This is a genomic window from Pseudoalteromonas agarivorans (genome assembly GCF_024518735.1).
In the GTDB taxonomy this organism is placed as follows: Bacteria; Pseudomonadota; Gammaproteobacteria; order Enterobacterales; family Alteromonadaceae; genus Pseudoalteromonas; species Pseudoalteromonas atlantica.
In genome coordinates this window covers 80,810-102,255 of the sequence record NZ_JANIGJ010000009.1, presented here as the reverse complement: position 1 = coordinate 102,255, position 21,446 = coordinate 80,810, and the positions used below count along the sequence as shown (strand labels likewise).

At 43.2% G+C, this 21,446-nt stretch carries 15 protein-coding genes; 8 read left to right on the top strand and 7 right to left on the bottom strand.

The features are described 5' to 3' along the window. Positions 1-290: 290 nt before the first annotated feature. The 7 genes from galE (at position 291) to glpD (ending at position 9,304) form a co-directional block, all read left to right on the top strand. Positions 291-1,304 (top strand): UDP-glucose 4-epimerase GalE, encoded by a 1,014-nt coding sequence (gene galE / locus NQT65_RS16085; RefSeq protein WP_256851545.1) that lies wholly within the window; start codon positions 291-293, stop codon positions 1,302-1,304. 1 nt (position 1,305) lies between these two features. Further along, positions 1,306-2,370, top strand: a complete 1,065-nt coding sequence (locus tag NQT65_RS16080; RefSeq protein ID WP_256851544.1) for a UDP-glucose--hexose-1-phosphate uridylyltransferase — start codon at positions 1,306-1,308, stop codon at positions 2,368-2,370. Beyond that, the gene (gene galK, locus NQT65_RS16075) at positions 2,360-3,508 is read left to right on the top strand and encodes a galactokinase (protein ID WP_256851543.1); all 1,149 of its coding nucleotides are present in this window, start codon (positions 2,360-2,362) and stop codon (positions 3,506-3,508) included. Before NQT65_RS16080 ends, galK begins: the two co-directional genes overlap by 11 nt. A gap of 19 nt (positions 3,509-3,527) precedes the next feature. Next, positions 3,528-4,529 (top strand): Gfo/Idh/MocA family protein, encoded by a 1,002-nt coding sequence (locus NQT65_RS16070; RefSeq protein WP_256851542.1) that lies wholly within the window; start codon positions 3,528-3,530, stop codon positions 4,527-4,529. Between the two features lie 31 nt (positions 4,530-4,560). Further along, the gene (locus NQT65_RS16065; RefSeq protein ID WP_256851541.1) at positions 4,561-5,889 is read left to right on the top strand and encodes an alpha/beta hydrolase family protein; all 1,329 of its coding nucleotides are present in this window, start codon (positions 4,561-4,563) and stop codon (positions 5,887-5,889) included. A 205-nt stretch (positions 5,890-6,094) separates the two neighbouring features. Then, a complete protein-coding gene (gene glpK / locus NQT65_RS16060; protein ID WP_039972273.1) occupies positions 6,095-7,597 on the top strand; it encodes a glycerol kinase GlpK in 1,503 nt (500 codons plus the stop codon). Between the two features lie 201 nt (positions 7,598-7,798). Next, positions 7,799-9,304, top strand: coding sequence for a glycerol-3-phosphate dehydrogenase (gene glpD, locus NQT65_RS16055; RefSeq protein WP_256851540.1), 1,506 nt, complete (start codon positions 7,799-7,801; stop codon positions 9,302-9,304). 76 nt (positions 9,305-9,380) lie between these two features. On the opposite strand, the gene NQT65_RS16050 is transcribed toward glpD, so the two are convergent. After that, the gene (locus NQT65_RS16050; protein ID WP_126005559.1) at positions 9,381-10,331 is read right to left on the bottom strand and encodes a 2-dehydro-3-deoxygalactonokinase; all 951 of its coding nucleotides are present in this window, start codon (positions 10,329-10,331) and stop codon (positions 9,381-9,383) included. 1 nt (position 10,332) lies between these two features. Further along, on the bottom strand, positions 10,333-11,091 hold the full coding sequence (locus tag NQT65_RS16045) for an SDR family NAD(P)-dependent oxidoreductase (protein WP_054983386.1): 759 nt from the start codon (positions 11,089-11,091) through the stop codon (positions 10,333-10,335). Between the two features lie 178 nt (positions 11,092-11,269). Here NQT65_RS16045 and NQT65_RS16040 point away from each other — a divergent pair, with 178 nt between their 5' ends. Next, a complete protein-coding gene (locus NQT65_RS16040) occupies positions 11,270-11,971 on the top strand; it encodes a FadR/GntR family transcriptional regulator (protein WP_004588172.1) in 702 nt (233 codons plus the stop codon). A gap of 63 nt (positions 11,972-12,034) precedes the next feature. Here NQT65_RS16040 and NQT65_RS16035 read toward each other — a convergent pair whose 3' ends face one another. The 5 genes from NQT65_RS16035 to NQT65_RS16015 form a co-directional block, all read right to left on the bottom strand. Further along, positions 12,035-14,167 (bottom strand): alpha-galactosidase, encoded by a 2,133-nt coding sequence (locus NQT65_RS16035; RefSeq protein WP_256846320.1) that lies wholly within the window; start codon positions 14,165-14,167, stop codon positions 12,035-12,037. 445 nt (positions 14,168-14,612) lie between these two features. Then, the gene (locus tag NQT65_RS16030) at positions 14,613-16,091 is read right to left on the bottom strand and encodes an SLC5 family protein (protein ID WP_024032020.1); all 1,479 of its coding nucleotides are present in this window, start codon (positions 16,089-16,091) and stop codon (positions 14,613-14,615) included. Between the two features lie 81 nt (positions 16,092-16,172). Next, a complete protein-coding gene (locus tag NQT65_RS16025; protein WP_256851539.1) occupies positions 16,173-16,934 on the bottom strand; it encodes a SapC family protein in 762 nt (253 codons plus the stop codon). Positions 16,935-16,946: 12 nt separating this feature from the next. After that, positions 16,947-18,473 (bottom strand): tryptophan halogenase family protein, encoded by a 1,527-nt coding sequence (locus NQT65_RS16020; RefSeq protein ID WP_256851538.1) that lies wholly within the window; start codon positions 18,471-18,473, stop codon positions 16,947-16,949. A gap of 173 nt (positions 18,474-18,646) precedes the next feature. Then, positions 18,647-21,394: a TonB-dependent receptor gene (locus NQT65_RS16015; RefSeq protein WP_096738939.1), complete on the bottom strand. Its 2,748-nt coding sequence runs from the start codon at positions 21,392-21,394 to the stop codon at positions 18,647-18,649. Positions 21,395-21,446 lie beyond the last annotated feature (52 nt).

Genomic DNA, 21,446 nt, shown 5'->3' with positions numbered 1-21,446 from the left:
TATATTAAGACTGTGGCCATTGCATTAACGACAAATTACACACGCATTAGCTCACTGCTATTTATTAATAGTACCACCACTTTTAGCGACTAATAATTAGTGGCCCTGTAGAATCAGTTTATAGAATTAATTGATAAACCTATGCGCCCTTATTTAGTAGGTATAGCCATTGTGCCTTTGCTTGGGTAAATTTTAAGCTTTTATTTGAAATAACGGGCAATCATAACTATTGTTTTTAAATTACCTTAATAGTAGTATTTATCATATAAATACACTTTTCGAGAAAACACATGAAAGTTTTAGTTACAGGCGGTATGGGTTATATAGGTAGCCACACATGTATTGCCCTTCATGAGGCAGGCATTACCCCAGTTATTTACGACAACTTATCTAACGCAAGCCCCCGTGTGCTTGATCAACTCGAAAAAATTACCGGCACCCGTTTTGAGTTTATTTTAGGTGACATTCAAGACGAGCAGCAGTTTAAACTTGCCCTTAAACACAGCCAAGCTGAGGCTGTATTTCACTTTGCAGCACTTAAAGCCGTAGGTGAATCAACCGAGCAACCACTGCGTTATTACCAAAACAATGTGTCGGGCACATTAAGCATGCTACAAAACATGCAAGAGGTAGGCGTTAACCATATTATATTTAGCTCATCGGCCACTGTGTACGGCGAGCCAGACTATCTACCTATTGATGAAAAACACCCTATACGCGCTACTAACCCTTACGGTTGGACCAAAGTTATGGTTGAACAAGCCATGCAAGACGTATGTAATGCCAACAGCCAATTTATGGGCATTGCTCTTCGCTACTTTAACCCAGCTGGTGCACACCCAAGCGGCTTATTAGGCGAAAGCCCAAATGGTATCCCAAATAACTTAATGCCCTTTATTGCTCAAACTGCGGTAGGTAAACGCGAAGTGGTTAATATCTTTGGTGACGACTACGACACCAAAGATGGCACCGGCGTGCGCGACTATATTCACGTTTTAGATTTAGCTAAAGGCCATGTAGCGGCCTTTATGCAACATAAAACAGATACCGCCTTTCATGCATACAACCTAGGCACCGGCCAAGGGTATTCGGTGCTTGATATGATCAAAGCATTTAGCGCATCAGCCAATAAAGATATTCCGTATAAAAGTGCACCGCGCCGAGCAGGCGATATTGCCTGTAATTACGCCGATGCCACAAAAGCGCAAACCACCCTTAACTGGCACGCAGAACTAACACTGAGCGACATGACCAACGACACATGGCGCTGGCAAACTAATTACCCAAGTGGGTTGGAGAGTTAACATGGCTTTATTAGAAAGTACTCACAGACGTAAAAACCCGCTAACGGGGCGCTGGGTATTAGTATCACCGCATCGTAATAACCGCCCGTGGTTAGGTGCTACAGAAGCAGTAAACGAAAGCGTACTACCAAAACACGATGAAAGCTGCCCACTTTGCCCAGGCAACACCCGTGCAAATGGTGACAGCAACCCAGATTACAAATACACCCATGTATTTAGAAATGACTTTGGCGCACTTACCCCTAATGAGAGCGAGCAATCGCAAAGCTTAGACTCAGACAGCGATTTATTTATTGCTGATGAAGCAAGCGGCGAATGCCGTGTGATTTGTTTTTCGCCAGAGCATAACAAAACACTGCCAGAGCTTGAGCACGATGCCCTACACGAAGTAGTAAAAACCTGGAAAGATAACTACACAGAACTTGCACAACACTATGAGTGTGTTCAGGTGTTTGAAAATAAAGGCGAGATCATGGGTTGCTCGCAACCTCATCCACACGGCCAAGTATGGGCGCATTCGCACTTATCAACCGAAATAGAAGCCGAAGATACCCAGCAGCTTGCTTATTATAAAAAGCATGGCAGTGCGATGCTTGCCGATTATGTGCAAAAAGAGCAAACGGATAAAACCCGCGTCGTATTTGAAAACGAGCACTGGCTTGTTGTGGTGCCATTTTGGGCAGCATGGCCGTTTGAAACACTGCTTGTAACTAAAGATAACATTCAAAACTTTAGCCAGCTAAACGATGCGCAAACAGACGCCCTAGCACACGCGCTTAAAGTATTAACCACTAAATACGACAACGTATTTAATTGTAGCTTCCCGTATTCTATGGGATGGCACAATGCACCGGCTAATCGTGGCTCAGATGAGCAACATTGGCGCTTACATGCCCATTTTTACCCGCCACTACTTCGCTCTGCCACCGTTAAAAAACATATGGTTGGCTACGAAATGCTAGGCGAAAGCCAGCGCGATTTAAGCGCAGAAACAGCTGCCTCTATTTTACAAGCAGCTAGTACCACACACTACAAAAAAACAGCAGGACACACAGATGACGCTTAACGATTTTCAACAACAATTTTTATCACTGTACGGTGCGCCTGCTCAAGGTATTGCTGCAGCACCTGGGCGTGTAAACCTAATTGGCGAATTTACCGATTACAACGACGGCTTTGTATTCCCGTGCTCGTTAGAGTTTCGTACTCAAGTTATGTTTAAAGAGCGCGACGACAACATCATTACTGTGCATTCGTTAAATTACCCAGGCGAAAAAGACAGCTTTAGTGTTGATGAAGACATCAGCGAAGGGCAATCGCAATGGGGTAACTATATCCGTGCCGTGTCATTTGTATTAAAGCGCGCGGGCCATACTTTATGCGGCGCCGATTTACTTATTGACAGTAACTTACCGCAAGGCAGTGGCTTATCGTCATCGGCGGCATTAGAAGTGGCTGTTGGTGGTATGTTTAACCATATTGCACAGCTTGGTTTAAGCGAAGAAAAAATTGCCTTACTAGGCCAAGAAGCCGAAAACGACTTTATGCATTGCCAATCGGGCATTATGGATCAGCTTATTTCGGCAAAAGGCGAAAACGGCCATGCGCTTTTAATTGACTGTGAAAACCTAGCAACTGAATCAGTAAAAGTACCCGATGATTTAAACATTGTTATTGTTAACTCTAACTACCCACGTAAATTGGTGGATAGCGAGTACAACCAACGTCGTGTTGACTGTGAGCAAGCAGCTGCAAAAATGAATGTAGCCACGCTTCGTAAAGCCACCATGGACACGCTTGAAGCAACTAAAGATGCACTAAGCGAAAACGAATACAAACGTGCACACCATGTAATTAGCGAAAACGAGCGTGTAATTGCAGCAACTAAAGCGCTGCAAAATAACGACATTGATACGCTGCGCGAGCTAATGGCGGCATCGCACCAATCGCTTAAGCATTACTTTGAAGTAACCGTGCCAGCAACCGACGGCCTAGTAGAAATTTGTAAAGAAGCGATGGGCGAACGCGGTGCAGTACGTATGACCGGCGGCGGTTTTGGCGGTGCTATTGTGTGTTTATGCCGTGATGCAGAAGTACCACTTATTAAAGCAGCGGTTGAGCAGCACTACTTTGAACGTTTTAATTTAAATGCCGACATTTACGTATGTTCAGCAGGTTCAGGATTACAAATTACGTCTTTTTAAACATCATTAAGGAATAAGCATGGCAAAGGTTAATTGGGGTATTATTGGGTGTGGCAATATTGCTCACACCTTTGCTAAAAGCGTTGCGCATTGCGCTAATGCACAGCTTTTTGGCGCTGCATCGACCAGCGAGCAACGCGCAAAAGAATTTGCCACACACTATTCAGTTAAAGGCTATGAGAGCTACCAGGCCCTTATGCAATGCCCACACATTGACGCCATATATATTGCTAATACCCACGAGCAACACTTTAAAACTATTGCGCAATGCTTAGTGCACGATAAGCATGTACTCAGCGAAAAGCCCATTACTGTTAATGCACAGCAACTCACAACCCTTAGCCAGTTAGCCGAGCAACAAAACTGCTTTTTAATGGAAGGTGTATGGATGCGCTTTTTACCTGCCATAGTAAAACTGCAGCAGTTATTAAGCGAGGGCATCATAGGCAAAGTACACAGTGTTAATGCCAACTTTAGCCTAGCGGGCAACTTTGCTGACTCACACCGTTTAATGAATCCTGCGACTGCAGGTGGCGCATTGCTTGATTTAGGTATTTACCCTATATCGATTGCCGATGTGGTATTTAATAAAGCCCCTGAACAAATTAAATCATTAGTACATAAAAGCACGACCGGCGTAGATGAGCGCAGTGTAACCCTTATAAATTACGGCCAAGGGCAATTTGCGCAGCTTAGTAGCGCGTTACAACAAAATGGCCCTACCGAAGCCTGTATTTTAGGGGAGCACGGGTATATTCGCATTGCTGAATTTGTTGGTGCACAGTCGCTAGAGCTTCATTTAAACGCACAACAAGTGCAGCAGTTTGATTTTAGCTTTAATGACGATGAAAACTTTAAATTTGAAATTGCTCACGTTAGCGAATGTATTTTACAACAACAAACACAAAGCAATGTATTACCGCTCAGCACAAGCCTGCGGGTAATGCACATAATGGATACGCTTCGGGCGCAGTGGCAGCTTAAATACAGCGATAGCGTTGAAGCCCATCAGCTAGATTAATAATAAAAAATACACACAACAAGGATACACAATGACAACCACACACACGTTAAAGGCGCTTTCAAAAGCCTTGCTACTAGCAACGGGCTGCTTAACAGCAAGTACTGTTTTTGCAGATCAAAAAACGCCTGAGCAACTCTACCCACCTTTAACCAGCGAAGTACTTCCTGAGCTTGCTGCTAAAGGTAGTTACAGCGTTGGCGTACAAACGCTTGATTTAATAAATCCCGCGCAGTTTGACCCTGCAACCCAAGCTAAAAAAGATCGCCCTTTAAAAGTAGAAGTGTGGTACCCAGCAGCAAACAGTGCAAACGCACCCTTAACCAGCTACAGCGACATAACCCGTACAGGTAAAGCGTTTACCTTACAAGCCGATGCCATGCGCGATGTAGCCATTAATAACAAAGAGCACTACCCTGTTATTGTGCTCTCACACGGTTATACCGGCTATCGTACAATTATGTATTACTTGGGCGAACATTTAGCATCGCATGGGTACATTGTGGCAGCCATAGATCATACCGACTCAACCAATGCAGATGTTGATTTTAAAAATGCGCCGTTTTCGGGCTTTTTTAGTACCCTTATTAACCGCTCACGCGATCAACAATTTGTACTTAACTACTTTAACGAACAAAACAACTTTGCCAGCAAGCAAGTAGATAACAAAAAAGCAGGCGTAATTGGTTACTCTATGGGTGGTTTTGGCGCGGTTAATACAATTGGTGGCTGTTATGACTTTAACGAGCAAACGACTGCAATGTTTACCGGTATGAAAGACCCTGCACAAATTAAACAAGTGCAGCAATTACTCAATAGCTGTGCAGGTGGGCAATATAAAAATCCACAAGTAGATACACGCATAAAAGCCATGGTGGCCTTTGCGCCTTGGGGCGGGCAACATAACTTATTTAATGCCAGTGCTATGCAAAACATTAAAGTGCCTTCGCTTTATATCGCGGGTAGCTTAGATGATATATCCGGTTATGAAGGCATTAAAAACCTATATAACCAAACGGGCAGCACCGACAAGTACCTGCTTACTTACAAAAATGCGCGCCATAATATTGCGCCGCACCCTGCTCCTGCTATTGCCAAACGTAGCAGCGAATTAGATATAGGCCATTACTACGAGCCATCGTGGTCAATGCGCACCTTAAACGAGACCAACAAACACTTTGTACTTGCTATGATGGACTGCCACGTAAAATGTATTACCAGCCAATGTGAATACCTAGACTTACCACAAAATGGCGACCAAGCTGTGGTTAATGGTAAGCCACTGCCAGCATGGCATGGGTTTGATAATCGTTTTTCTACTGGTATGAATTGGCAGCAAGCTAAACCGCGTACCAAGTAACACAAACTTTGGCGGCTATTTTTATATTTAGCCGCATACGCACTTAAAATAATGCTGCTATAAAACACCTGTTATTTAAAAGAGTTAGCAAACAAAAACAGCGTGCTTATTTTTTAAACGGCTATTTTAAGAAAAAATCATTGCCATTAATGTAAGTTAAAGGCAATCTAGTCATATATAAGATAAGATAAATAACACAAATATCATGTCAAAATACATACTCTCAATTGATCAAGGAACCACAAGCTCTCGGGCCATCTTGTTTACAAAAGATGCAGACGTTTTTGGCTCAGCACAACAAGAATTTTCGCAGCATTTTCCACAAAATGGTTGGGTAGAACACGACCCTAACGATATTTGGCAAACCGTGCTAAGTACCAGCCGCGAAGTATTAGCAGATAAAAACGTTAAGCCTGAAGAAATTATTGCCATTGGTATCACCAACCAACGTGAAACCACTTTAGTGTGGAACAAAAAAACCGGTAAACCTATTTATAACGCCATTGTGTGGCAAGACCGCCGCACCAGCGATTACTGCGAAAGCCTAAGTACTGACGAGCTTTGCCAAACCATAAGCGATAAAACCGGCTTACTGCTAGACCCGTATTTTTCGGCCACTAAAGTACGCTGGATTTTAGACAACGTTGAAGGCGCACGCGAACAAGCCCTTGCAGGTGAACTGGCGTTTGGTACCGTTGATACTTACTTACTATGGCAGTTAACCGGTGGTAAAGAGCACCGCACCGACGCCACCAATGCATCACGCACTATGTTATTTAATATTCATACTCAGCAATGGGATCAAGAACTACTCGATTTATTCGAAATTCCTGAATCTATGCTGCCCCAAGTGATGGACTCAGCCGACGAATTTGGCTCAACCAGCGATGATATTTTTGGCGCACCAATACGCGTATGTGGTATTGCCGGCGATCAGCAAGCTGCCCTTGTTGGCCACGCATGTTTTGAGCAAGGTATGGCAAAAAGTACTTACGGTACGGGCTGTTTTTTAATGCTAAATACCGGCGAAAAAGCGCTTACCTCTGAAAACCGCTTACTAACCACGGTGGCTTACAGGCTAAATGGCAAACCAACATATGCCATTGAAGGCAGCATTTTTATGGCAGGCGCCACGATGCAGTGGATTGTTGAAGGCTTAAAACTATTAAGCCATGCCGGAGAGAGCGAATCGTTAGTAAAAGATGTACCGCTTGATCATGGGGTATTTTTAGTGCCTTCGTTTACAGGTTTAGGCGCGCCCTACTGGGACCCAAATGCACGTGGCGCTATTTTAGGTTTAACCCGCGACTCGGGCATTAGCACCATTGTTGCTGCTGCGCTGCAATCGGTTGGGTATCAAACTAAAGACTTACAAAAAGCAATGGAACGTGATGGCTTACGCCCAAGCGTGTTGCGGGTAGATGGCGGTATGGTTAAAAATAACTGGGTACTGACCTTTTTATCAAACATTTTAGGCGCAACGGTAGAGCGCCCAACAGTGACCGAAACCACCTCTTTAGGCGTAGCATACTTAGCAGGCTTACAAACCGGTGTGTATGAGTCAACTGAGCAATTAGCAAAAATGTGGACCTGCGACCGTCGCTTTGAGCCAACAATGAGCGCTGACGAACGTAACGATTTATACGCAAAGTGGCAGCACTGTGTAGCGCAAGTTTGTCTCTCTAGTGATGATAGCAAACAAGCGTAATACGCCTAGCCGCTAATTAAAATTAGCGGCTTACAAAACACCGGCAACTGCGCTTAAATGGCGCGTTGTACGCTGTATGTTTTAAAAAGATCAGGATTAAAAATTAACAAGCAAGAAGCGCGGTTATCTATTGTCAAATAAGAGCCGCAGCTTTATGATGCTATATGTCTTATTTATATTACAAATAAAAAGGTTAGCTCGGTGGAATTAGCAGATAACGAATACGACCTACTCGTCGTCGGTGGCGGTGTAAACGGCACTGGAATAGCAGCTGATGCAGCAGGCAGAGGATTAAAAGTTCTATTGTGTGAACAATCAGACCTTGCCAGTGCAACGTCTTCAAATAGTTCTAAGCTGATCCACGGCGGTTTACGCTACCTTGAACATTACGAATTTAGATTAGTAAAAGAAGCCTTGGCTGAGCGCGAAGTGCTGCTTAAAAATGCCCCGCATATTATGTGGCCGCTTACCTTTAGGCTACCGCACCAATCCCACCTACGCCCAGCATGGATGATCCGTATTGGCTTATTTATGTACGACAACCTAGCTAAGCGCGAAACACTTGCTGGCTCGCGTGGCATTAAGTTTGGTGAAAACAGCGTATTAGAACCTTCAATTACCAAAGGGTTTGAATACTCAGATGGCTGGGTTGATGATTCACGTTTGGTAATTTTAAACGCCTTGGCCGCCCAAAACAAAGGCGCAACCATTGCTACGCAAACCAAGTGCGTAAGTGCAAAACGCATCGATAACCAATGGCAGGTAACGCTTGAGCAACAACACACTAAGGCACAACAAACTATTAAAGCCAAAGGTATTGTTAATGCAGCAGGCCCGTGGGTTGCAAAATTATTTGACGAAGCACTGATAGAAAAATCGCCACAAAATATTCGCCTTGTTAAAGGCAGCCATATTGTGGTGCCGCGTATTCACGATGAAAAACAGGCCTACATTTTACAAAATAAAGATCAGCGCATTGTGTTTGTTATACCGTTTGAAGATGACTACTCGCTAGTAGGCACCACCGATGTTGAACACAAAGGCGCGGCGCAAGATGTAAAAATTAGTGATGAAGAAATCGATTACTTAATCGATATTACTAACAGCTACTTTAAAAACCACATTAAACGCGAAGACATAGTACATACCTTTTCGGGTGTGCGCCCACTGCTTGATGACGAATCAGTGAATGCACAAAAAGTAACGCGTGATTACAAGTTAGAGCTATCAAGTGAAGGCAAACACACACCACTGTTAAGTGTGTTTGGTGGCAAAATTACCACCTACCGTAAACTTGCCGAAGCTGCAGTGAATAAGCTTGAAGAATTTTACCCGCAAATGAGTGAGGCGTGGACCAAACACAGCGCCTTACCTGGTGGCGATTTTAGCTCGGTAGAAGCGCTGACCAATGAGCTTAAAGCGACTTATAGTTGGTTACCAGAAATCACTCTTAAACGCTTTGTACGTACCTACGGGACTCGTGCAAAACTAATTTTAGGCAGTGCAAACCAGCTCAGTGATTTAGGCCAAGATTTTGGTCATGGCTTATTTGCAGCAGAAGTCGATTACTTACTAAATGAAGAATGGGCGGGTAACGCTTACAATATTTTATGGCGCAGAAGTAAACTAGGGCTGCGCTTTAATGAAGCACAAGTGGCAACGCTTAATCATTATATTACGCAAAGCCAAGCGGCTAAAACAGCTTAACAGCAGCTTTAATCCTTACTTAATTTAAGAACTAGCCCCCAATAATTGCACAATCAATATTGGGGGCTTTTTTATATTATTTGGTTTTATTACTATTAAATAAGTAGTTAAAACCACTTAACGTAGCCTCTTTCACGTCAAACTCTAAACATTGCACACCAATGCAATTTAACGCATGAGTAAAGCAGGCATTTAGTTGCTCTGTGCCAATAACGACCACTTTAGAATTATTCACCAATTGCCACTCACTGGCATGGCGTGCAGCGCGTACATCACTACCAATAAGTACGCCCGACAAGTATGCCTTGGCTTGCACTGGTGTTAACTCTTTTGAAAGCTGGCGCGTACGGACACTAAAAATACCGTGCGCCAAATTACCGCTGTCACTGCCTAACGTGAGTTCACAGCCTTGCTCAAATGCATGCCAATCAAACTCCCCCGCTTCACAGTCGTTAGGAATAAGTACACTTTGATGACATAGCAAGTCGTATAATTCGCCGGTCATTGCGGTTTTAAAACAGATGATTTGGCCATCTTTTAACAGCACCCATTTAGTATGGGTACCGGGTAAACAAATGAGTACGTTGCCGTGCTGATAGGCCGGATTTTGCTTTAAAAAACCTAAAATTTGCAGCTCTTCGCCGCGCATTACATCAAATAAATTGTTTTGTAATGTGCATTTTGTACCAGGCAAAGCACTGACTTTGTTACCTGCACAATCAAAATTAATTGCGCCACTAAGCAGGCTTTCGGGGTTTATGGGGCACGCTAAATAAGGGGTTTCTTTCCAGCCAATACTTGAGGTGATTTGCCCTGCCATATAAATAGGTAAAACGCCGTATTCGCTGGTCCATGGTGCAACGACACCAATTAAAGTATGTTCAAAGTTTTGTTTATCTCTAATCACACCTGGGCCGTCGCGCTGAGCAATTAAAGTTAATTGCCCTGTGGTATTTACGCTGCATAAATAGGCGCGCAAATGACTCGTGCCCCAATCTACGGCTATAAAAAGGTTTAAGTGCTGCAACTTAGAGCCTCCCACCGTCAATTTTAATACCTTGGCCGGTGATCATACTGCTTTCGTCGGCAGCTAAAAAAAGTGCCAAATTAGCTACATCTTCAGGGGTTACTAACTTTTTAAGAGCCATGGCTTCCATCCACTTCACTTGCTCTTGCTCGGTAAACCAACTGGCTAATTGGCGGTCGGTGGCAACCCAACCCGGTAAAATAGCATTCACCCGAATCCCAAATTCACCATAATCGCGTGCCAGTGCTTTAGTCATGCCGATTAAACCGGCCTTTGCCGTTACGTAACCCGCCATTTGTGGCTGCCCCATGATGGCATTGATAGAGCTAAAATTAATAATGCTCCCCGCGCCTTCGCCCTTCATAAAAGACATAGCGACTTGCGAGGCAAAAAATGCCGGATTTAAGTTAATTTGTAGGCATTGATCCCAATCTTGTACTGTAACGTCTTCACTGGCTTGGCGGCGGTCATTGGCTACATTGTTTACCAGTACATTAATAGCGCCTAGTTCAGCACATGCATCTACCAAAGATTGCTGTAAAGCATTTGAGTCAGTTACATCAACCTGTCTAAACCACAATTTAGCATTAGGCAGTGAGGCTATAAGAGATTGAGCAGCCTCGTTATTAATATCTATAAAGGCAATTTTGGCAGCTTGAGCGGCAAACGCCTTTACCATTGCACGGCCAATGCCTGAAGCGCCCCCGGTAATAAAAACAACTTTGCCAGAAATACTGGGGTAGTGAGCGTGATTATTCAAATGCGTTTCTCCATAATACAGACTGCCCCTCTCAATATTTATAATTATTTGCTAAAGAGGATTACTGTTACAGCTGTGTTAAAATACTTGCCTTTAACAAAGTTTATAACATATCCTTTCGTACATTAATATGATATATGATATATAATAAAGCAATAACTCATTCGGATAACGCTCAATGAAAAGCCAACCTCGTCAAAATTTAACACAACAATTAACCCATGATTTAGGCTTTGCAATTGTGCGTGGCGTTTACCCAGTTAACGAAGGTCTGCCCTCAGAAGCTGACCTATGCGTAAAATACGATGTGAGCCGCAGTGCAACACGCGAAGCTGTCAAAATGCTCTCTGCTAAGGGCTTAATATCTTCTCGCCCTAAGCAAGGGATCCGCGTACTGCCAGAAAGCAGCTGGAATATGTTTGACACAGATGTACTGCGCTGGATTTTAAGCAGTAAACCGTCGCTTTCTTTATTAAAAGAGTTTACGCAAGTACGTGTCGCACTTGAGCCACAAGCCGCTGCCCTAGCAGCTGAAAATGCCAGCGCCGAACAACTTGCTGAAATAGACAACGCACTTGCCCGCATGGCCGATGCAGACCAAGGCTTAGACGATCCGCTTGAAGCCGATATTGCCTTTCATACCAGTATTTTAGTAGCTAGTAATAACCGCTTTTTTGTACAGCTCACTGAATTTATTAGCACCGCGCTGCGCGTAAGTATTCGTTACACCAACCACATTAAAGGTGTGCCCGGGGCCGACGTTGCAAAGCATGCTGATATTTTAGATACGATTAAATCGCGCAATCCAGAGCGCGCTAAAAAAGCAGTAGAAACCATTTTAGAAGAAGCGCTTGAGTTGATTGAGTCTAAACTCGACTAATAGCCTAAAAAACATTATTAAAAAAGGGAGCTAATTAGCTCCCTTTTTACTGCTTGCTATATTTTAAGCTTTGTTAAGCTCAAAAATAAGTGATGTTTGCGGGAATGAAATTGGCATTTGCAGGCCAAATTCCATCAACGCTTCACCCGTAAAAGTTTGCCCGTTAACAGCGGCAATAGACGAAGGTCGGTATTCTTCAAATTTAACAGGCCACACTAAATTAAGTGTGTACTGCGTATCTGCATCTAATCCAACAAAACGAAGCTTATTAGGCGCAGTACGCGGTGTTTCGCGTACACTGTTATACGCAAATAACGCTTTTGATTTTTGCTCGTCGATTAAACCAAAGTTAATTGATAAATCGTCGCTATCGAGGCGGTACAAATCGGCAGCATGAATAAATTCACGGTGCTCTTTGTGCAGCGTAATAGCCGCTTTAAGCGCATTGTATTCGTGATCTGTCAGCTCACGTGGGTCCATTTCAATACCCATGTGACCAAACATAGATACCGCAGCACGCATTTCAATACTGACATTACGACCTGTGATATGACAATCACGAGGGCCTACGTGTGCACCCATAACCGACGATGGGAAGAAGAACGAACAGCCGCGTTGAATTTCAAGACGGTCAAGTGCATCGTTAGAATCTGACGTCCATACACGGTCTGTGTGTGCAAGCACACCATAATCTACACGGGCACCACCTGACGAACAGCTTTCTATTTCAAGGCCAGGATGCGCCGCTTTAATACGGTCGATTAAGCGATACAGTGCCAGTGTTTGCTGATGCACCGCAGGCTTGCCTGAGAAGTTACCCGCGTGGTTTATATCGCGGTTCATATCCCATTTAATGTACTTAATTGTTGGGTATTCAACTAAAATGTCATCAATCGCTTTGTATAGGTATTCAACAACCTCAGTGCGCGTTAAATCAAGCACTAGCTGGTTTCTAAAGCTAAGTTGCTCGTTATTTTCTGAGCCTAATACCCAATCAGGATGAGCGCGGTATAAGTCACTATCTGGGTTTACCATTTCAGGTTCAAACCAAATACCAAACTCCATGCCTAAGCTGTTTACATGGTCAATCACTGGCGATAGGCCGTCTGGGTATATTTCGTAATCTACGGTCCAATCACCTAGGCCTGCATAATCACCACGGCGACCTTTAAACCAACCGTCGTCCAGTACAAAACGCTCAATACCTAATGGCGCTACTTTATCGGCTAGCTGCTTTAGCGTGTCTACATCGTGATCGAAGTAAATGCCTTCCCACGTGTTGTAATGTACTGGGCGTGTTTTTTCGCGCTGCGCCTGGCTAAGTAAGTTAGCTTTAACAAAACGATGAAAATTACGCGACAGTGCACTAAAGCCATCGCTCGAAAACGAGCCATAAATACTTGGGCTTTGATACGTTTGGCCTTTAGCAAGGGTTAGCTCGCCCGGTAATAATAACTCACCCATTTGCACATAACGGCGCCCTTCTGGTAATAGCTCAGCGCGTAGCTTGTTGTTACCGCTCCAACCTAAATGAAAGCCATAACACTCGCCTTGTTGCTCGCCTGCGCCTTCGCTATGAACTAATAAGCCAGGGAATACGTCGTGCGATGTTTTACCTTTGCGGTTTTCGCGTACAAAGCTGCCCAATACTAAATCAACCGATTGGCGTTGAAATTCGTTAGACCAACGTCCTTCAAAGCTCACTAGTTTGTTCATGCTATCGGGTAGTTGGAACGTAGGTGCGGCGCAAAAATTAACGCTTAGCGGTGCATCACTTAAATTGGTTAATACGGTATGCGCACTTAGCACATCGGTGTTGCTATCAAGTGTGATGCTGTGCACTACTTCAATACCACGCAGCTCATCAACACTTACAAACTCTAAGCTAGAAGGGGTTGGCTGACGAACATCTTGAAGAGCAGGGCCAACTGACCAAGCTATGGTGTCGTTTGACAGCTCTAGCCCTGGCGCGCCTGTAAAGCCTTCACCTAATAGTGGAGAAAGAGAAATAGGTGCTTCTTCAACCACGGCACATTTTACTTCCTGACGAGTCGCAAGCTGAGTTAGCATTGTTTCAGTTGTTTGCTCAGATAAGCGCTTACCAAAATAAAGTAACGCTGGGGTTTTGCTCTGGCAGTCGAAAATAACGGTGCTGTTTGCGCTGTCTAATCGAAAGAATGGTTTAATATCAGCCATGATTCTCCTGTCCTCTTTAATGAAGATGAGTTTAATACGCGAGTACATTATATGTGTGCTTACTCGCCGCTTACTGCATCAAATTGCAGTCAGTGATTTTAAAATAATAGTATATATCATACAAATTACTTTTAGATAGTGTTTACGGTGTAATTTAGCCAATATTATTACTGGCTATACCAGTAATTAACTCAAACAGCGGTTAAAAAATTTAATACCACCTTGAGCAATATTGTATTTAGTGGGCTTTTAGCCTGGGGTAGCCTTTAAAGCCCCAGCAGGTAGTCACACGTTTAGCCACGCAAAATGATTAAGTATTATTGCCCATAGGTGTTATCTACAGTGTCGATTAATTGAATAAACAAAAATCGGCCTAAGTTACCTTAGGCCGATTTAGTAATGTGTTAACTGGCTAATAAAAAGTGACTTAACTTTTTATTGCTGGTTATTTTGGTGCGTGCACTGGTGGCGTATCTTCAATAGCAGGTGTTTTGCCTGCCCACTGTGCATTTAAACCAAACACTACTTTATTAACGATTAACGCAAAGGCTACACATACAATAAGTGTAATTGGCATTAAGTGAATATAGTGTAGTTCAGTATGTAGCGGCGAATTTTCAAACGTCAGCATGCCATACATAACCACGCCTAAAATTACCGCGGCAATACCTGCACGTGCATCCACATTTTTAAACAATAAGCCCACTACAAAAATTGAGAATATAGGCATACTTAATAAGCCGTTTAACTGTTGTAGTAAGTTAATAATGCTGTCAGCTTGCTGATAAATTGGCACAAGCACAAGCGTTAAACTAGTAAGTAACAACGTAACGTAGCCACTTAGCTTTACTACACTTGGCTCTTTATTAAAGTAAGCTTCGTGAATATCACACACGTAAAGTGCCGTAGCCGAGTTTAATAAGCTGTTATAAGTAGAAAGTACTGCTGCCGCCATTGCTGCGGCAAATACACCCGTTAACCATGCAGGCATTACATCACCTACAATTCGACCATAAGCTGCATCGCCAATGTCGCCATACAATTTGTACGAAATAATACCCGGTAGTACCACAATCGCCGGTACAATTAAAAAGCGAATACCCGCTGCTGCAAATATCCCTTTTTGCGCTTCTTTAACATTTGGCGCAGCCATTGCACGCTGGGTAATGGTTTGGTTAGTACCCCAGTAATACATTTGAATAAAGATCATACCGGTTAAAAGCGTAGGCCAAGGGATTGGCGAGTCAGCATCACCAATTAATGTTAAGCGCTCTTGTGGAATACCGCTAAAGTCGTAATCAATCGCGTTAAGCGCTAAAAATACGACCAGTATTGCCATACCTAACACTAATAAACCATTGTAGGTATCGGATACGGCAACCGCACGTAAGCCACCAAAAAATGCATAAATAGCGCCTACTAAAGCAAATGCGGTCGCTATGTACATTAGCGGAATATCAACTTTAAACATGGTTTGCATAAATAGCGCTCCAGAATAAATAACCGCAGGCATGTAAATTAGCGCGTTACCTAAAAAGAATAAGCCACCAATAACAGCGCGAATATGCTTGTTGTTGTAGCGTTTTTCTAACAGCTCCGTGGTGGTTGTACAGTTGTACTTGTAATACACAGGAATAAATACTTTGGCTAAAATAATAAGCCCTAAAATAGCCGCCAATTCCCACCACACGAGCAAGGCCATTTGATTGCCATTCATGCCCACCAGCTGGTCGGTACTTAAATTTGTGAGCGTAATTGAGCCTGCTACAAACATCCAAGTAAGGCCACCGCCCGCTAAAAAATACTCTTTTGTTTGATTATCACCACTATTACGGTTTTGGCCTCGGCACTTCCAATATGTAAGTCCACCAATTAAAGCGGTTACAAAGAAAAAAACCACCAACTGCAAAATGTTGTCTGACATGTGTGTGTCTCCAGCGCGTTAAACGCAATGTCTGTCTATGTGAACGTATTAACCTGTAAAGGCTAATTAATAAATTGCACCTTACAGTGCGTGTGCATCTCGACTTAGTTCTAACTTAATTTGCTTTAATGGCATAAGTTCAGGATGCTGGTTGTGACGCTTTACTAACGCATTTAACTGAAACAACGAAATAAGCATGCTGTTAAGTACGCTCAGGTAACCTTGTTTGTGTAAATTGGCAATGGTATCGCTGTCTAAAGTTTGCAGTTTATCTTCATCAACAGTGCTCAAACCTTGAATAGTTTGCGCCTCGCCTTGTTCAAACTGCAAAACAATATCTATGTTTTTAATAAGCCCTAAGCGGGCAATTTCTTGGGTAAATTGATACGTTTGGTAATCATTTTTTAAATCGCTTTCTAGTAGCTTTTGCTGCGCACTTAAATACAGGCTTGGGTTGCCTTTGGCATCAAATAACGGCTCGCCTTGCTGGGTATTAACGGCTGAGCTTTGCTCATCAATAGCAATAAAGTAATCACTGCTATTTGCCTCACGAGTGAGTAGATAAAGGGGCTGGATTTGCATGCACACAGGCATGTACAGCGCTTGCCATTGATTGTTACTCACAAATAAACTTTGCTGAGCACTAAAGCTGGTTAAACCCGAAATGGTGTAGCTGCCATTGTGTGCGTTACGCGCTAAAAAAATAGGTAAATCGCAGGCCGCTTTTGCTACTTCGTTTGCACGCAGATTAACTAAATGCTGTGTTTTTGCGTATTCAACACCCGCATTAGGGTTAATTTTTATTGCTTGGTGTTGAGTATTTGATAGTTCACTAATTGCCATAGTTACACATCCTTAAACTGGGTTAGCCGCAAGCCACTGCTCAATATAAGCACGGTGAGGCGGCAACGTTTGCAACATCTGCTGTGTAAGCTGGCTGTTACGTTCAATTATTTGATTTGCTTGCGCATCGTTTGAGTACAAATACGCTTGCTTAGTAAAGTCGGGCTTAAAGCCCATACCGTATAAAACATACTGGTAACTGGCGGCAGGAAATAGCTCTAATGCGCCATGAAAATCTTGAATAAGAGGCCCACGTGTCCCCCAAAGCAGTAAATCTTCTTGTAAACTTTGCGGAATGCTTTGCGGTTGTACGTGCGCTTGCCAATAAGGCTCTGGGCGCTTAGTTAGCATGTAATGTAGTTTTAAAAAGTCGATAATACGCTGCCAGCGATAATCCATTTGCTCATTAAAGCGCTTTGCAACAATGGACATTACTTGGGTATCGGCTGGCATGTGCTCTGCAACAAAGCGAGAGGAAATTTCAACCAACATAATGGCGGTTGCTTCAAGGGGCTCTACAAAACCTGCCGACATTCCCACTGCAACACAGTTTTTGTGCCAAAACTTTTCGCGATAGCCTGACTCAAAACTTATTTTTCGGGCAGTTAAGCCTTTAGCGGCATCACCTAAATAGTTGCGTAAGTTTTGCTCGGCTTCTTCATCTGATAAAAACTTGCTTGAATATACATGCCCTACACCACGGCGATGCGTTAGGCCTATATCCCAAATCCACCCAGCATTTTGTGCGGTGGCAATAGTATGACTGGCCAGTGACTCATCACCTTCATCGTAGGGGACTTGCATAGCTAGGGCGCTGTCGTTAAATAATACGTGATCCATTTTTTTAAATGGCACGTTAAGGGCTTGGCCTAATAACAGCGATGAAAAACCCGTGCAGTCTATGTATAAATCGGCGTTTATGGTGCGGGTTTGATCGGTTAAGGTGAGGGTGTCTATAGCCCCGCTTTCATCAAGCTTTACCTGATCAACCGTGCCAATAATGTGCTCAATGCCTAGTTTGCTCTTACAATGCTGTTTTAATAGCTCGGCAAAAGCACCGGCATCTAAATGGTATGCGTAATTACAATTTGCTTGATACTCGCCTTGCGCGATGCCTCTTGGTGCTAGGTTTGCTTCGCAAATATCGTGCTGAAAATTAGTTTGCTGAGCAAAGTTTTCAACATTATCTAAATAGGGGGCTAAATCTATACGGCCGTAGCCTAGCGGTACCGTAAAGGGATGGTAGTAAAAATCGTTATTGCCATGCGTCCAGTTTACAAATTTACCGCCTTGTTTAAAGGTGGCATTACAGGCTTTAAATACATCCACTTCTCGCAAACCAATTTGCTGAAGCGTGTTTTTCATAGTGGGCCAGGTACCTTCACCTACACCAATTGTTGGAATATCAGATGATTCTACCAACATCACTTTTAAGCCATCACCCTTATTACCTTGGTGATACGAAGCGATAATTGCAGCGCTCAGCCATCCTGCTGTGCCGCCACCAATTACGGCGATTGTTTTTATTGCTTTATTCATAACGGACTACTCTTTGAGTACTTTATTGATAACCGGTTAGACAACAAATGCCCTTTCGGGCATTTGTTTAAATTAGTCTCATTTTGTGCAAATTAGCTACTAACTTTATTAGTAACAGTACTTATAATGCACTGCAATGAAAACTAAGAGGCAATCGCTGCCTCTGCTATCAATTAAAACGTACCGCGAATACCAAACGCGTAACGTGAGCCATTATCTTCTACAGAGTAGATTTGATTAGCAAAACGGCCCGTTTGCACTAGCTCTTCTTCAGTAATGTTGATGCCTTCGGCAAAAATAGTGAAGTTTTCGTTGATATCGTAGCTTGCACTAATATCCCATTGACCGTAAGTTTCTACGTTCACTGGTTCGCCGTTAAAGCCGTTATCAACTAAGCGTAAAAAGCCCTCACGGTTGTTAAATGCAACACGTGCCTGCCAGTTATCTTGCTCGTAAAACAGCACTAAGTTTTGTGAATCACCTAACCCTTCAAGCGCAAATGTTTGGCTTGTATCGCCATCAACACTAATATCGCTATCTACTACCGTGGCATTAGCAATAAAACCAAAGCCGTTTTCAAACATATGAGTTACACCGATTTCGTAACCCGTTACCGTTGCAGACTCGCCATTTTGCGGGCGACTTACAGTGTAAACTTCTGAGCTACCGTTAAGTTCGGCATCGCTTTGGTCAGTACAGGTTGTACACGCAAAATCAGGGCCTGTACGGTCAGTCATGTCGTATGTTTCGTCGCCGGTTAGGGTAACAATAAAGTCATCCACTTCTTTACTAAATACGGCAAAGCTAAATAAGTTAGCGTCGTTGTAGTACCACTCGTAAGAAATATCCCAGTTTTCAGATTGGAACGGCTTAAGTGCTGGGTTACCACCACTTGCTGTTAAGTTTTGACGACGAGGCTCGTTAAACGTGGTCGCAGGTGATAACTGTGACATAGTAGGACGAGTAATACTGTCGTACGCTGCAAAGCGTAAAATCATGTTGTCTTGCAGTTCAAGCTTAACGTTAAAAGAAGGAAGTAAGTTTGAGTAGCTCGTCCCTTCTTGAATGTCTGTTGCCGGGCCAAATACGTTTTGGAATAAAGTGGCATCAGAGGTAGGAATAACATCGCTGATAAAGCTTTGTACAGCCGCTACTTCAATATCAGTTTCTGAGTAACGTGCACCCATGTTAACCGTAACTGGCATATCAGCTAGGTCAAAACCAATGGTAAAGTCCATGTAAAGGCTAGTGATATCTTCGTTAATTGTGTAACGGTTATTTTGTAGTGTTGGCTCTACAGGGAAACCTTGGTCAGCAAGGTAATCAAGCATTTTGTCGCCGTCGTAGCTATAAAATGTATCGATTAAACCTGGGAAGTAGTTACTTGCTGAGTAAGCTTCAAAATCAATTTCATCAAGTGGTGCTTCAGTGCCGTAACCACAAAATTGACATTGGCTACCAAAAATCTGGAAGCTTGATTTTTCACGTTCTTGACGATAAGCACCAAAGTTAATGCGATCAACCGGGCCTTTATCTGGTACATATTCAAAATCGGCTTTGATTTCGGTAATTTCATCTTCATCAGTAAACTGGTTACCAATTTCGTTGTAGTGAAGACGCGCAAGGCTTGCATCTGGCAGCGAGCCATTTTCAAAACCATCATGCTGTACGGTAGGAACGCTACCGGTGCCGTCAAAGCTGTAGCTGTTAATAATACCCACTACGTTAAAGCGGTCATTACCAGCACGGTCGTTTTCAGCTGTTGAGCGAGATACGTCAAATTTTGCTTTTAATGACTCGTTTACTTGCCAGTCAACGTTAATACCAAATGCTTTGTTAGTTACATCACGCGAGTTACGTGTGTGTGATACAAAGTCGGTTGCAGGGTTGCCACTGGCGTTACCTAAACCCACCTCTTGCGTAAAGGTAAGCAAGGTGCCCGTTTCTGGATCGATTGTTGCGCTACCTACGCGGTCTGGTTCAAACCAAGAAGCTAAATCGCGTACTGATGAGTCCACTTCAAATTTTGAAATTAAACCATCTACGGTAATAGTAATATCGTCAGACGGTGCATATTGTAATACTAAGCTTGCATTAGTACGTTCACGGTCTTGCTCATCTACAACTTGGTCCCAGTTACGTGGGATGTATGCATTGTCGTACAATACGCCATCTTGTGGATTTGAAATAGTTTGTCCACCGCGCCAACCAGCCGTTAAAATTTGGTTGTTTTGCAGCTTACGTTGTTGGTTAGTGATGGCAAAAAGCACACCGAGCTTGTCGTCGTTAAACGTATTACTTACTAAAAATGAAGCCGATGGCGATACTTCTTCAGAAAGGCTTTCGTACATGCCTTTTACTGAACCAATCACATGTAAGCCACCAAAATCGAATGGACGAGCTGTGGTTACGTTAACCGTACCACCAATGCCGCCTTCTTGAAGCGTTGCACTGTTACTTTTATAAATATCAGCACCGGTGATTTGATCTGCCGCTAATACATCAAAATTAAATTCACGCCCTGCACTATCAGTCGCAATTTGACGACCATTTACAAGTACCGTGTTAAATTGTGGGCCAAAACCACGAATTGTTACTGCTTGCCCTTCACCGCCACTACGGTCAATGGCTACACCTGTAATACGTTGCAGAGACTCTGCTACGTTTAAATCAGGAAATTTACCAAGATCTTCTGCTTTAATCCCATCGGTTACAACATTAGATGCTTTTTTATCTAACATTGATGAACGTAAGCTGCTGCGAATACCCGTTACTGCGATAACCTCAACATCTTTATCTACTACTGTCGGTGTGTCGCCTTCAGCGCCTTGAGCTGCAACGTGGCCGCTTGCCAATATGCCTGTAATAGCAATACTGAGTGCGGTTTTCTTGTTGAACGATAACTTATTGTTAATTATCATTTTTTAAAAACTCCTGATTGTGTGTAGTCATTTTGTCGTTGTGTGGTGTGTA